At 61.5% G+C, this 14144-nt stretch carries 13 protein-coding genes; 10 read left to right on the forward strand and 3 right to left on the reverse strand.

All coding sequences use genetic code 11. From position 1 onward, the window contains the following. The first annotated feature begins 41 nt into the window (after positions 1-41). From PSJE_RS16050 to PSJE_RS16060, 3 genes are all read left to right on the forward strand, one after another. Positions 42-749 carry a PA1041 family peptidoglycan-binding anchor lipoprotein gene (locus tag PSJE_RS16050; protein WP_057716120.1) on the forward strand — a complete coding sequence of 236 codons (708 nt, stop codon included), beginning with the start codon at positions 42-44 and terminating at the stop codon, positions 747-749. Between the two features lie 148 nt (positions 750-897). Then, a complete protein-coding gene (locus PSJE_RS16055; RefSeq protein ID WP_057716119.1) occupies positions 898-1176 on the forward strand; it encodes a DUF1145 domain-containing protein in 279 nt (92 codons plus the stop codon). Next, a complete protein-coding gene (locus tag PSJE_RS16060; protein ID WP_090453531.1) occupies positions 1169-1927 on the forward strand; it encodes a hypothetical protein in 759 nt (252 codons plus the stop codon). Before PSJE_RS16055 ends, PSJE_RS16060 begins: the two co-directional genes overlap by 8 nt. 116 nt (positions 1928-2043) lie before the next feature. Here PSJE_RS16060 and PSJE_RS16065 read toward each other — a convergent pair whose 3' ends face one another. Continuing rightward, entirely contained in the window at positions 2044-2508 is a 465-nt protein-coding gene (locus PSJE_RS16065) for a CopD family protein (RefSeq protein ID WP_057716117.1), read from the reverse strand. A gap of 99 nt (positions 2509-2607) precedes the next feature. Between PSJE_RS16065 and dinG the strand changes: the two genes are divergently transcribed. The 5 genes from dinG to pdxH all read left to right on the forward strand — a co-directional run bounded on the left by dinG (position 2608) and on the right by pdxH (position 10492). Next, positions 2608-4752, forward strand: coding sequence for an ATP-dependent DNA helicase DinG (dinG, locus tag PSJE_RS16070; protein ID WP_007992389.1), 2145 nt, complete (start codon positions 2608-2610; stop codon positions 4750-4752). A gap of 96 nt (positions 4753-4848) precedes the next feature. After that, positions 4849-7341 carry a beta-galactosidase gene (locus tag PSJE_RS16075; RefSeq protein ID WP_090453533.1) on the forward strand — a complete coding sequence of 831 codons (2493 nt, stop codon included), beginning with the start codon at positions 4849-4851 and terminating at the stop codon, positions 7339-7341. A 212-nt stretch (positions 7342-7553) separates the two neighbouring features. Next, positions 7554-8699 carry a serine hydrolase domain-containing protein gene (locus PSJE_RS16080; protein WP_057716115.1) on the forward strand — a complete coding sequence of 382 codons (1146 nt, stop codon included), beginning with the start codon at positions 7554-7556 and terminating at the stop codon, positions 8697-8699. A gap of 113 nt (positions 8700-8812) precedes the next feature. Beyond that, positions 8813-9820 (forward strand): OmpA family protein, encoded by a 1008-nt coding sequence (locus tag PSJE_RS16085; RefSeq protein WP_090453535.1) that lies wholly within the window; start codon positions 8813-8815, stop codon positions 9818-9820. A 24-nt stretch (positions 9821-9844) separates the two neighbouring features. Then, the gene (gene pdxH, locus PSJE_RS16090; RefSeq protein WP_057716113.1) at positions 9845-10492 is read left to right on the forward strand and encodes a pyridoxamine 5'-phosphate oxidase; all 648 of its coding nucleotides are present in this window, start codon (positions 9845-9847) and stop codon (positions 10490-10492) included. Between the two features lie 5 nt (positions 10493-10497). Here the strand turns inward: pdxH and PSJE_RS16095 are convergent, their stop codons facing one another. Then, complete coding sequence (locus PSJE_RS16095) at positions 10498-10734, reverse strand: hypothetical protein (protein ID WP_046041257.1); 237 nt, start codon at positions 10732-10734, stop codon at positions 10498-10500. Between the two features lie 165 nt (positions 10735-10899). Between PSJE_RS16095 and PSJE_RS16100 the strand changes: the two genes are divergently transcribed. After that, positions 10900-11364 carry an outer membrane lipoprotein gene (locus tag PSJE_RS16100; RefSeq protein WP_057716111.1) on the forward strand — a complete coding sequence of 155 codons (465 nt, stop codon included), beginning with the start codon at positions 10900-10902 and terminating at the stop codon, positions 11362-11364. A 105-nt stretch (positions 11365-11469) separates the two neighbouring features. On the opposite strand, the gene nhaA is transcribed toward PSJE_RS16100, so the two are convergent. Further along, on the reverse strand, positions 11470-12657 hold the full coding sequence (gene nhaA / locus PSJE_RS16105; protein WP_057716110.1) for a Na+/H+ antiporter NhaA: 1188 nt from the start codon (positions 12655-12657) through the stop codon (positions 11470-11472). Between the two features lie 247 nt (positions 12658-12904). Between nhaA and PSJE_RS16110 the strand changes: the two genes are divergently transcribed. Continuing rightward, positions 12905-14002, forward strand: a complete 1098-nt coding sequence (locus PSJE_RS16110; protein WP_191622271.1) for a PLP-dependent cysteine synthase family protein — start codon at positions 12905-12907, stop codon at positions 14000-14002. The last annotated feature ends 142 nt before the right edge of the window (positions 14003-14144 follow it).

The following is a 14144-nucleotide window of genomic DNA, read 5'->3' on the forward strand; positions in this document are numbered from 1 at the left end:
CTGTGTAACCGGTATTGGCCGGGGACACAGGAGCTTTCAACATGATCGTTCTCACAAGGACCGTCTTGCCGGTTCTGCTACTTGGCAGCCTCTTGACCGGCTGCGCGACCCACAGCGATGGCACCGCCCCCCTCAATCAACGCACCTGGCCAATTTGCAGCCTCATCGGCGGTCTGGTCGGTGGTGGTCTGGGCGCAATCGAGAGTAGTGCCTGGGCCGCGGGTGGGGCGGCGCTGGGTATCTTGTCCGGCGGCTTGATCTGCTATGCCCAGGATGGCGACGAAGATGGCGACGGCGTTTTCGACCGACGCGACCGTTGCGCTGATACCCCTGCCAATACCCCGGTCGACCATCGCGGTTGCGTGGTGCCGCAGTACCCGGACAGCGTCCAGGTCGAGCCTGCGCAATCCGAAGTCATTACTCTGAGCGATGTACTGTTTGTCTTCAATCAATCCGAGCTGACCCCGACGGCGAAGAGTCAACTGGATGCGTTGATGAGCAAGTTCGAGGATGCCGATGTGGTCAGCATCAAGGTGGTCGGCCACACCGACAGTGTCGGTTCGGATGCCTATAACCAGGCCTTGTCGGAGCGGCGTGCCAGCAGCGTGGCGGAATACCTGTTGAGCCAGGGTGTGGCGCCGAACAAAATTACCAGCGAAGGCAAGGGCGAGAGCCAACCGATTGCCGACAACGAAACAGAAGAAGGCCGTGCGAAAAACCGTCGCGTGGAACTGCATATAAACCGCTGAGCCAAGAGATAGAGCCGTCGAGCGACTGGTGTGATCGCTGCGACGGCCGTTCGGCGGCCTCCATGAAGAATTTTCCGTTGCCCTCTGGCTTATCCCGCGTGGAAGCCGTTACTGTGCGCGCAAACAATAATTCTCATCGGGGGCGCGTATGAAATTCATATGGGGACTGGGGCGATTACTGACCTTGCTGTTCTGGGCGGTAGTGCTGGTCAATCTGCTCACACCGTTTGTCTTTCCGCTGCACCCGTTGGTCAACCTGGCCGGCGGCCTGTTGGGGTTCATCCATCTTCTGGAAGCGTTGCTGTGCTATCGCAGCCTTCGAGGTCGCGCCCATCCCTGGCTTGACCGCCTGAAGATCGTCATTTTCGGCGTATTCCACCTGCAAACCATTCCAGCCCCCACCGCTTCGAAGGCTTCCCATGCGTAAACTCTGTCTGCTCGCCGCACTCATCAGCCCATTGGCCTGCGCACAGGTGGTGAGTGTCGAACCCAACTCGCTGATGCGCTTGCCCAACACCGCCAGCGCCCTGCAACTGGAACGTCTGGAAGTGGCCGATTACGGCACCTTGCTGATTCCTTCGAACGTCACCGAAGTCACCGTGGGTGAATTGCATCTGGGGCGTGAAGCGCGCATTGCCATCGTGCCGGGGGAACAGGCGCTGGCGCTGAAGGTCCGTCGCGCTGATTTGTCCGAAGGCAGCCAGATCACCTCCCGTGGCTCACCCGGGACCTACCAGAAGGCCGCTCGATCCGGGCGCAGCCTTGATTTGCAGATCAAGACACTGAACGCAGCGCAATTGACCGTTGATGCTCGCGGTGGTGCGGGCGCACCGGGGTTCGTTGGTCTTGATGGGGGTAACGGCCAGGAACCGGGCTGCACATGGGGTCAGGCCGGTCGCGGTGCCGATGGCAGTGATGGCAGCAACGGTCAGCCGGGAGCACCGGGGGCGCTGGTCAAACTGGCAGTGCCGCACGACTTCCCGGCAGACCGGATCAAGGTTCAGGTGGCTGGCGGCGCCGGTGGCCTGGCCGGCCCGGGCGGCAAACCGGGCGCGGGTGGCAAGGCCAAGGGCTGCCTGATTTACAAGGCCGATGGTGGCAAGAGCGGTAAACCCGGGGCTGATGGTCAGCCTGGGCCTGAAGGTGCCGCTGGTTCGGTGACTGTGCAGCGGTTGTAAGCTGTTGCCGAAATATGAGCGGTCTGTCAGACCGCTATCGCGAGCAAGCTCGCTCCCACAGGATCTGTGCAGTACCTGAGTGCGAGCTTGGTCCGGGCGGCGTTCCGACGATGCTTTTAGAACATCGGCCGGGCCGCGGCAATCACCACCAAAGCCAACCCTACCAGCAGATTGATCCCCACCAACTTGCGGATCCGTCCCAGCACCGCTGCACCGGCTGGCCAATCCTGCTCGGCCACCGCGGTGCGCAGTTCCGGCAGCATCAGCGCCTGAATGCGGATGAACAGCGCAGTCATCACCACATACAAGCCCATCATCACCTGCACATAACGCGGCGCGGCTTCAAAACCATTGAACTGCATGTGCAGCATGCCCACACCGCTGACCGGCAATAGCACCACCGCCACCCAGACCCAGCGAAAAAAGCCTTGAAACACTTCTACCCACAGCTTCAGCCGGGCAGGGCCTTCAAGTGCCTTGATTGCGGCGGGGCGCAGGACCATCCAGGCGAAAAACATGCCGCCGACCCAGACCAGGGCCGCCAGTACGTGCAGGCTATAAATGAGGCTAAAAGGTGTCATTGGGTTACTCCGTTCTGCGCGGGATTCATTAGCGGGGTATGATAGCGACCGAACCGAACTACTGAAAATTTATCCAGCGTTTTTTGCGCCCGACAATCCATGATCAGCACTGAACTCAAAACCACGATCCAGGGCGCCTACTCGCGTTTTCTCGAAGCCAAGAGCCTCAAGCCGCGCTACGGCCAACGCCTGATGATCGCCGAAGTCGCCAAGGTCCTGGGTGACATCGACACCGACGACGAAGGCCGGCGCAGTGGCGACCCCGCAATTGTCGCGGTGGAAGCCGGCACCGGTACCGGCAAGACCGTGGCCTACAGCCTGGCGGCGATTCCCACGGCGAAGGCCGCCGGCAAGCGCCTGGTGATCGCGACGGCCACCGTGGCCCTGCAAGAGCAGATCGTCTACAAGGACTTGCCTGACCTGATGCGCAACAGCGGGCTGAATTTCAGCTTCGCCCTGGCCAAGGGGCGCGGGCGCTACATGTGCCTGTCCAAGCTCGACATGTTGCTCCAGGAAGGCCACGCGCAGACCGCCACCGCTCAGTTGTTCGAAGAAGAAGGTTTCAAGATCGAGGTCGACGAGGCCAGTCAGAAGCTGTTCACCAGCATGATCGAAAAACTCGCCGGCAATAAGTGGGACGGCGACCGCGACAGTTGGTCCACCGCCCTGGAAGACGCCGACTGGGCGCGCCTGACCACCGACCACAGCCAGTGCACCAACCGTCATTGCCCGAACTTCGGCCAGTGCGCCTTCTACAAGGCCCGCGAAGGCATGGGCAAGGTCGACGTGATCGTCACTAACCACGACATGGTACTGGCCGACCTGGCCCTGGGCGGCGGCGCCGTGCTGCCGGACCCGCGCGACACCATCTACGTGTTTGACGAAGGCCATCACCTGCCGGACAAGGCCATCGGCCACTTCGCCCATTACACGCGCCTGCGCTCCACCGCCGACTGGCTGGAAACCACCGCCAAGAACCTCACCAAACTTCTGGCCCAGCACCCATTGCCGGGGGACCTGGGCAAGTTGATCGAGCAGGTGCCGGAACTGGCGCGGGAGATCAAGACCCAGCAGCAGTTCATGTTCACCGCGTGCGAGCAGATTGCCGATTTCAAACCCGGCGAAGACGTCGAAGGCCGCGAGCGCCCGCGTCACCGATTCGTCGGCGGGGTGATTCCCGAGCACATGCGTGAAATGGGCATCGAGCTGAAGAAAGGCTTCGCACGGCTGACGGATTTGTTCACTCGCCTGACCGAGTTGCTCAAGGAAGGCATGGACGGCGAGGTCAACATTGGCATCGCCAGCAACCAGGCCGAGGAGTGGTATCCGCTGTTCGGCAGCTTGTTGTCGCGTTCTTCCGGCAACTGGGAGTTGTGGACCGCCTTCACCGTCGAAGACCCGGAAGACAACCCGCCCATGGCGCGCTGGCTGACCCTGGCCGAAAGCGGCTCGCTGTTCGATATCGAGGTCAATGCAAGCCCCATCCTCGCGGCGGAAATGCTCCGGCGCAACCTGTGGAACGTGGCGTATGGCTGCCTGGTGACGTCGGCGACCTTGACGGCCCTCGGTACCTTCGACCGCTTTCGCATGCGCGCTGGCCTGCCGAAAAAAGCCGTGACCGCCGTGGTCCCAAGCCCCTTTCATCATGCCGACGCCGGTGTGTTGCGGGTGCCGAACCTGAACGCCGATCCCCGTGATGCAGCGGCGCATACCGCCGCGATCATTCGTGATTTGCCTGAGCTGGTCGAAGGCTCGCGGGGCACGCTGGTGCTGTTTTCCTCGCGCAAACAGATGCAGGACGTGTTCGACGGCCTGGACCGCGACTGGCGCAAGCAAGTGTTCATCCAGGGCAACCTGTCGAAACAGGAAACCCTGAACAAGCACAAGGCGCGGGTCGATGGCGGCGATTCCAGCGTGTTGTTCGGCCTGGCGAGCTTCGCCGAAGGGGTCGACTTGCCCGGCGCCTATTGCGAGCACGTGGTCATTGCCAAGATTCCTTTCTCGGTACCCGATGATCCGGTCGAAGCGGCGCTGGCCGAATGGATCGAAGCCAGGGGCGGTAATCCGTTCATGGAAATCTCCGTGCCGGACGCCTCGCTGAAACTGGTCCAGGCCTGCGGTCGCTTGCTGCGCACCGAAGAAGACCGCGGCACCATCACCTTGCTCGACCGGCGCCTGGTGACCCAGCGCTATGGCAAAGCCATCCTCAACGCGTTGCCGCCGTTCCGTCGAGAAATTTCCTGAAGCACCGGTGGGCAGTTTTGCCCGCCGCGTTGTCTATCTCTCTGCCATCGCTTTTCCACTGGCCCATTGAAGGTCGTTAGGGAGAATTTCGTTCTCATGATTTGCCGTTCGTTGCCTGCTGTTTTTGCCCTGCTGTTCGCAACTCCGCTGTTGGCCGCCCCCGCCAGCCAGCAGACGCTGTTCAACTTTGTGCGCCCCGCCGACGTGGTCCAAGTGGCGACTCAGGACGCCAGCCTGCCGCAATCCAACGCCGAGCAAACCCCCGAGGGCGAAGTGCTGCGCCGGGTGACGTTCAACCCGGTCGCCCGGCCGACGTTGCGCCTGACCCCGCAAAGCGGCGCCTGGGACTGGTCGCAGTCGGGCGTCATGAGCCTGCGGATCCAGAGCGCCATGAACTGGGCCTTGACCCTGTACGTGACCATCCAGAGCAACGACGGCAAGACACTGGTCAGCCGTGTCGATCTGCCGGCGGGGCCTGCGCAAACCCTGTTGGTGCCTTTGCAGGCGACATCACCGCTGAGCCAGGGCATGAAGGCTGGCCCGCCGATGCCGATGACCGTTGAGGGGCAGCGAGTGTTGCTGGCCAGCAGCGCCGGTGAGCTGGATCGCAGCCGGGTGGTGTCGGTGAGCCTGTCGATGGACCAGCCCAAAGCCGCGCAAAGCATCCTGCTGGAGCGCTTTGGTGTGCAGGACGGTGAGTCGATAACCCAAGCCGTGTATGGCGGGTTGGTGGATGCCTACGGCCAGTCGACCCGAAACAAATGGCCGGAAAAAATCAGCAGTGACGAACAACTGAAAAGCGCCGCCAGCAAGGAGCAGCAGCAACTGAAAACCTGGCTGGCCGAGCGCGAGAAGTCCTCCCTGGACAAGTTCGGTGGTTTGACCAAAGGCCCGTCCTTCAAGGCCAGTGGCTTTTTCCGCACCGAGAAACGCGATGGACGCTGGTATCTGGTGACGCCGCAAGGCCATCCGTTTTATTCGCTCGGGGTTAACACCGTCGCTGCAGACGTCAACCCGACCTACGTTGCCGGTCGTGAGTGGATGTTCGAATCCCTGCCCAAAGCAGATGACGCACTCGCCAGCCACTACGGCGAAGGCGACAACCGCGGCGGCAACGGTGCCGATCAAGGGCGTGGCTACAATGCCGGTCGCTGGTACGACTTCTACGGTGCCAACCTGCAACGCCTGTATGGCGACCCGTGTGTGAAGGGCAGCGATACCAAGGCGGGCGTCGCCGCGGCGGCCAAGGCGGATGCAGTTGAGGCGACCGCGGCCAAGGCGGCGGAGCAACCTGTAGTGCCAGCAACTGCCGAGTCTGGTGTCGCCGAAGCGGCCAGGACTGAAGTGACGGTAGCGAAATCGGCCGAGCAAAAAACCGCCGAACCGTGCAAGCCGCTGTTCGACGAGCAGCGTTGGGCCAGTCACACCCTTGATCGCTTGCAGGCCTGGGGCTTCAACACCATTGGCAACTGGAGCGCATCCGTATTGGGCGACGCTGATCGCGTGCCCTACACCTTGCCGCTGGCGATCGTCGGCGACTACGCCAGCATCAGCACCGGTACCGACTGGTGGGGCGGCATGCCCGACCCCTTCGACCCGCGTTTCGCCATGGCCACCGAACGTGCCGTGGCCATTGCCACCCGCGATCATCGTGACGATCCGTGGTTGATCGGTTACTACGCCGACAACGAACTGGCCTGGGCCGGTCCCGGGGATGACCCGAAAGCCCGGTATGCCTTGGCCTACGGCACCTTGAAAATGACCACCGACGTGCCGGCCAAGCGCGCATTCCTCAAGCAGCTGCGTGACAAGTACCGCAATCAGGCTGGCTTGTCGAAAGCCTGGGGCATCGATCTGGCGGCCTGGGAACTGATGGAAGATCCGGGATTCGTGCCGCCGTTGCCAAGCGCCGAGCACCCGGAAATCGAAGCCGACTTCAAATACTTCCAGAAGGTCTTTGCCGACACTTACTTCAAGACCATCTCCGACTCGCTCAAGTGGCACGCACCGAACCAGCTATTGCTCGGCGGCCGTTTCGCCATCAGCACGCCGGAGGCCGTGGAGTCCTGCGCCCAGTATTGCGACGTGTTGAGCTTCAACATGTACACCTTGCAACCCCAGGATGGTTACGACTTCGCCAGGCTGCGCAGTCTCGACAAACCGGTACTGATCACCGAGTTCAATTTCGGCTCGGCTGATCGTGGCCCGTTCTGGGGTGGTGTTACGCCTTTGGTGAAGGAGGAAGACCGCGGTCCGGCGTACGCCAACTTCCTCAAGCAGGCATTGAGCGAGCCGTCGATTGTTGGCGTGCATTGGTTCCAGTACATCGATCAACCGGTCACCGGGCGCCTGCTTGATGGCGAAAACGGTCACTTCGGGTTGGTGGGCATCACTGATCTGCCGTTCCAGGGGTTTGTCGACAGCGTGCGCAAGAGCAACCTGGCGACAGTCGAGCAATTGGGCAAAGAGGCCGAGAAGGCTGCGGCCGCCGCCGACAAAGCCAGCCACGACGCCGAGGGCGGCCGCAAGGCCGACGCCGGCAAGGGGCCGGGGAAGGGTGCTGGCGGGCACTCCGGCAAAGGCCATTAAAAGCTGAAACTCTGTGGCGAGGGGCTTGCCCCCGTTGGGTTGCGTAGCAACACCAAAATCTCGGCAACGGCCGAAAAATTTGGGAGCACTACGCACTCCAACGGGGGCAAGCCCCCTCGCCACAACCGCCCGGCCCAATCCTGTTCCCAAAACCCTCAAGGGCTGGAACAATGCCCGCCACTTTGTAGAGCGTTAATCCGGGGGAGTTGCGGGTGCAGATTCAGGGTCATTACGAGCTTAAGTTCGAAGCGGTGCGAGAGGCGTTCGCGGCGCTGTTCGACGATCCCCAGGAACGTGGCGCAGCGTTGTGCATTCAGGTCGGCGGCGAAACCGTCCTCGATCTGTGGGCCGGCACTGCCGACAAGGACGGGACCGAGGCCTGGCACAGCGACACTATCGCCAATCTGTTCTCCTGCACCAAGACCTTTACCGCTGTCACCGCGCTGCAATTGGTGGCCGAAGGCAAGCTGCAACTGGATGCCCCGGTCGCGCGCTACTGGCCCGAATTTGCCGCTGCCGGCAAAGAGTCCGTCACCTTGCGTCAACTGCTCTGCCATCAGGCCGGCCTTCCGGCATTGCGCGAGTTACTGGCCCCCGAAGCCCTTTACGACTGGCAAACCATGGTCGACGCCCTGGCCGCCGAAACGCCGTGGTGGACGCCGGGCGAAGGCCACGGTTACGCGGCGATCACCTATGGCTGGCTGATCGGCGAATTGCTGCGCCGTGCCGACGGTCGTGGGCCGGGTGAATCCATTGTCGCGCGGGTCGCCAAACCGTTGGGGCTGGACTTCCATGTGGGCTTGGCCGACGAAGAGTTCCATCGCGTGGCCCACATTGCGCGGGGCAAGGGCAATGTCGGCGATGCCGCCGCCCAGCGCCTGCTGCAAGTGACCATGCGTGAGCCAGCGGCCATGACGACCCGGGCGTTCACCAACCCTCCGTCGATCATGACCAGCACCAACAAGCCCGAGTGGCGACGCATGCAACAGCCGGCCGCCAATGGCCATGGCAATGCCCGCAGCCTGGCCGGGTTCTATGCCGGCCTGCTCGACGGCAGCCTGCTGGAAAGCGAAATGCTCGATGAACTGACCCGCGAGCACAGCCTCGGCGAGGACAAGACTTTACTGACCCGGACCCGTTTCGGTCTGGGCTGCATGCTCGATCAACCGGACGTTGCCAATGCCACCTTCGGCCTTGGCCCGCGGGCGTTCGGTCATCCGGGTGCCGGCGGCTCCATCGGTTTTGCCGACCCGGAGCACGACGTGGCTTTCGGATTTGTGACAAATACCCTGGGGCCGTACGTCTTGATGGACCCGCGTGCGCAAAAGCTTGTGCGGGCTCTGGCCACTTGTCTGTAAAAACGGCTATCGGGTTCCAGGGCTGGAACCCGATAACCTTTTCAGTTTCAAAGTGTTTGTTTATACCGGCCAATGCGGCCTGATTTTTTTGACTTCATTCTTGTGGATATCCAATGTCATCCAATAAAACCCTCGCCTTGGCCCTGTGCTTCGCTATTACCGGTTGCGCACAGACTCCACAGAAAGACGTGACGGCACCTGTCGCCAAGACTGAAAGCGGCAGCCACTGGTACTGGCCGTTCAGTTCCGACGACAGTGCCGGCAAGCCTGTGGTCAAGCCGGAGGTGAAACCTGAAGTCAAACCGGTTGCGGTGGCCAAGGCCGGAACCGATAGCGGCAGCAAGTGGTACTGGCCGTTCGGCGGTAGCGAGCAGAGCACCGCCAAGGCTGTGCCGATGCCCGACCCGAAAGTCACCCAGGCCTGGCTTGACGACTATGAACCGCGTCTGCGGGAGGCGGTCAAGGGCAGCAACATGCAACTCGAGCGCCGCGAAAACGTGCTGGTGGTGACTGCGCCGGTCGAAGGCTCGTTCAACCCTGATCGTCCGGCCATGCTGCTGCCGGTCACGCTCGGTCCGTTCACCCGCGTTGCCAAGATCCTTGAAGCCGATCCAAAGACCGCTGTGTTGATCCTCGGCCACAGCGATACGTCCGGCGCTGTGCCTGCCAACGTCAAACTGAGCCAGGAACGTGCCCAGGCCGTTGCGGCGATTTTCCGTCTCAGTGGTTTGCAGCGTGATCGCTTGATGCTGCGTGGCCTGGGCGGTGATGCGCCGCGTGCCGCCAACGACAGCGTGCAAGGTCGTGCGTTGAACCGTCGCGTGGAACTGCTGGTGACCCCGCAAAACACCATGGTCGCGCTGCTGAGCAAGTACAACATGCCGGCTCCAGCCCCGGTAAGCATGGTTGCTGCCGCGGACGCCAAGCCGGTCGCCAAGCCTGTGACACCGGCCCCTGCGACTAAAAAGGCTGCGGTTCCAGCGGTGAAAAAAGCTCCGGTGAAAAAAGCCCCGGCCAAGAAAACACCTGCGAAAACCGCAACGCCGGCAAAAAAGACCACGCCAGCCAAAGCCTCGACGGCTGACAAGAAAGTCGCCGCCACTGATACTGCAAAGCAGTGATTCGTTAACCAAAAGGAATGCGCCATGACCCAGGGCCTGGCTGATATGCGTCGTGACTACACCCGTGATGGCTTGACCGAGGCACAAGCCCCGGCCGAGCCGTTTGCGTTGTTCCACCAATGGTTCGCCGACGCGGTGAAAACCGAACAGGTCCCGGTGGAAGCCAACGCCATGACCCTGGCCACCGTTGACCAGGACGGTCGACCGCACTGTCGCATTCTGTTGCTCAAGGGCCTGGACGAACTGGGCTTCACCTTTTTCACCAACTACGAAAGCGCCAAGGGCCAGCATCTGGCCGCGAATCCGTTCGCGGCCATGACGTTTTTCTGGCCGGCGCTCGAGCGTCAGGTGCGCATCGAAGGGCGGGTGGTGAAGGTGACGCCTGAAGAGTCCGACGCCTACTATCAGGTTCGTCCACTGGGCAGTCGCCTGGGAGCCTGGGCGTCGCCGCAGAGCCAGGTAATCGCCGATCGTAGCGAGCTCGAAGCGCTGCTCAAGGACACCGAGCAACGTTTCAGCGACACCCAGCCCCATTGCCCGGAACACTGGGGTGGTTATCGCCTGCTGCCGGAACGCATCGAATTCTGGCAGGGTCGCCCAAGCCGCCTGCACGACCGCCTCAATTACCGCCAGCAGGGCGCCGACTGGATTCTTGAACGTCTGGCACCCTGAGCAGTCTACCGATCGGGATAGCCTGCCGCAGCGGCCTCCAGCCACTTCGGCAGGTCTCGACGCTTGATCTTCTGCGCCTGAGCACTCGCCAATCGTTCGAGCATGAAGGCTTTTTTCTGCTCGTCCTTGCCCGCCAGCGCTAGCGCCAGGTCGCGGTCCATCCAGCGTTTGATCCGCACGTACAGCCACCAATGGAAGTACAAACCGGCAACAGTCGTGACGACGATGATAAAGTAATCCATGGAAATCCTTGGCCAGTGGGGCGGCTTTGCGAATTTGCCGCTACTGTGTGAGTTCGTGGAAGCGCCTTAACGGAGCCTGAATCAAACCAATTTTACCCGGGCGATGCCGTGACAGGCGTCAAGCAGCGGAGTTTAATGAACAACTGTTTTTTTGGAGTTGATGCTATGCGTAAGTCTGTTCTGCTGGTTGCTTCCTTTTCCACGATGGCGATGTTGCTCACTGGTTGCCAATCGAGCCTGACCGGTGACTCCTACTCCCGTGACGAGGCGCGTCGCGTGCAGACCGTTCGCATGGGCACCATCGAAGCATTGCGCCCGGTGAAAATCGAAGGCACCAAAACCCCGATCGGCGGCGCTGCAGGTGCAGTGGTCGGCGGCGTTGGCGGCAGTGCCATCGGTGGCGGCAAAGGCAGCGTCGTTGCAGCGGTTATTGGTGCCGTGGCCGGTGGCCTGCTCGGTTCAGCCGCTGAAGAAGGCCTGACCCGCACCCAGGGTGTGGAAATCACCGTGCGCGAAGACGATGGCAGCATGCGCGCCTACGTTCAGGAAGTTCAGCCGAACGAAGTGTTCCGTGTTGGCGAACGTGTGCGCATCGCAAGTGTGAATGGCACCAGCCGCGTTTCGCACTAAGCGCAAACACCTGCTGAAAAACAAAAAACCCGATCAGGTGACTGATCGGGTTTTTTGTTTTTCAGCAGGTGAGTCCTGATTGATGCCGGCCGTTATGGCGGTTTATCAGGAAGCCAGCGCGCTGTTCTTGCGGCTCGCCATCGCCGTCACCACATAACCGATCAGCGCAGCCAGAATCGAACCGGTCAAGATCCCCATGCGGTCCATCCCGGCGAAATCACTCACGCCTGGCTCGAAGGCCAGCGAGCCGACAAACAGGCTCATCGTGAAACCGATGCCACAGAGAATCGCCACGCCCAGTATCTGGCCCCAATTGGCACCTTGGGGCAGGGCGGCGATACCGGTTTTCACGGCCAGCCAGGTCAGGCCGAAGACACCGACGGTCTTGCCCAGCAGCAGCCCGATGGCGATGCCCATGGGGACGTGGTGAGTGAAGCTCTCGACGGTGACACCGCTCAGGGACAGGCCGGCATTGGCAAAGGCGAACAGTGGCAGGATGCCGTAGGCGACCCACGGGTGCAGGGCATGCTCCAGGGCAAGCAGTGGCGAAGGTTCGGCATTTTTCGTGCGCAACGGAATGCAGAATGCCAGGGTCACGCCGGCCAGGGTGGCGTGGACACCGCTCTTGAGCACGCAGACCCAGAGGATCAGTCCAATGATCATGTACGGCCCGAGCTTGACCACGCCAAGCCGGTTCATCCCGATCAGCGCCGCAATACAGGTCGCGGCGAGCGCCAGAGACAGGGTCGACAGCGCGCCGGAATAGAAGATCGCAATGATGATGATCGCGCCAAGGTCGTCGATGATCGCCAGGGTCATCAGGAACAGTTTTAGCGATACCGGAACCCGTTTGCCCAGCAGCGCCAGTACGCCAAGGGCGAAGGCGATGTCGGTGGCGGTCGGGATTGCCCAGCCGTTCAGGGCGGCTGGCGTGTCGCGATTGAGGTACCAGTAGATCAGCGCCGGCACCACCATGCCACCAATGGCGGCGGCACCGGGCAGGACGATTTGCGACGGTTTGGACAACTGGCCGTCGAGGACTTCGCGCTTCACTTCCAGGCCGATCAGCAGGAAGAACAGTGCCATCAGGCCGTCGTTGATCCACAGCAGCAAGGGCTTGGCGATTTTCAGTGCGCCGATCTGCGCCACCACGGGGGTGTCCAGCAGGCCGTTGTACAGCCACGACAGCGGCGAGTTGTTGATGATCAGAGCCAGAACGGCAGCGGCGATCAGTAACAGACCGCTGGCAGCTTCCAACTGAAAGAAACGCGTGAAAGTGCTACGCAGAGGCAAGGTCGCTCTCCATCCATGAATTCAAAAGGTGTTACACCCTAACAAGTACCGTTAGTTGTTAAAACAAAAGTTATATTCTTTTTTGTTATATGCCGTTACAGAGTGATCCCTCGGCACCGACCTGAGCCTAGCAGTTGCCGGGCGTATTGGATTTCATCTGTACCTGTGCTGGATGCAGGATTTTTCCTAAGCTTGTTGGATGAGCCTTGTCAAAAGGCCGACTCCTGCCCGATACAACGAGAAAACCATCATGAGCGACAACCGACAGTGGTCCCGCGAAGCGATTCGGATCATCGAAGCCGATTTCCAGCGCAGCGCCGACACCCACTTGATCCCCTTGCCGCTGCCGGGTTTTCCAGGCATCGAGTTGTATTTCAAGGATGAGTCCAGCCACCCCACGGGCAGCCTCAAGCACCGCCTGGCCCGTTCGCTGTTCCTGTATGCGCTGTGTAACGGCTGGCTCAAGCCCGGTGCGCCGGTGATTGAGGCATCCAGCGGTTCGACGGCGATTTCCGAAGCGTACTTCGCGCGCATGCTGGGCTTGCCGTTCATTGCGGTGATGCCGGCGACCACGTCCAAGGAGAAGATTGCGCAGATCGCCTTCTACGGTGGCCAAAGCCACCTGGTGGACGATCCGACCCAGATCTACGCCGAGTCCGAGCGCCTGGCCCGTGAACACGACGGGCACTTCATCGACCAGTTCACCTACGCCGAGCGCGCCACCGACTGGCGGGCGAACAACAACATTGCCGAGTCGATCTTTCAGCAGATGCGTTTCGAGCAGCATCCCGAACCGAGCTGGCTGATTTCCAGCCCCGGTACCGGCGGTACCACGGCCACTCTGGGCAGATATGTGCGTTATCGCCAGCATGGCACCCGCGTGCTGTGTGCCGATGCCGAGCGTTCGGTGTTCTTCGATTACTACCAGACCGGCGATGCCAGCCTGCGACTGGACCACGGCTCGCGTATCGAAGGCATCGGCCGGCCGCGCGTGGAAGCGTCGTTTCTGCCCAAGGTGATCGACGCGATGGTCAAGGTGCCGGATGCCTTGTCGCTGGCGGCCATGCACTACCTGGCGGAGCGTCTGGGACGGCATGTGGGCGGGTCGAGCGGGACCAACCTGATCGGCGCACTGATGGCCGCCCAGCACATGAAGACGGCGGGGGAGACGGGGTCGATGGTGGCGATTCTGTGTGACAGCGGCGAGCGCTATGCCACGACCTATTACGATCAGGGCTGGCTCAAGGCTCAGGGGTATGAGCTGAGTGGTTTGATGGCTGCGGTGGCAGCGACGGTGGAGCGGGGTGAGCCGTTGCCGGACTCGGTTTTGCGCGCCAATATCTGAGATCTTTCAGACATTGAATACCCCTGTGGGAGCGAGCTTGCTCGCGATGGCGGCATAACATTCAACACCTATGTTGACTGATTTACCGCTATCGCGAGCAAGCTCGCTCCCACAGGGTTTTGCATTGTTTCGGGATCGCGTA

This window comes from Pseudomonas jessenii, from assembly GCF_002236115.1.
GTDB classification, from domain to species: Bacteria; Pseudomonadota; Gammaproteobacteria; order Pseudomonadales; family Pseudomonadaceae; genus Aquipseudomonas; species Aquipseudomonas jessenii.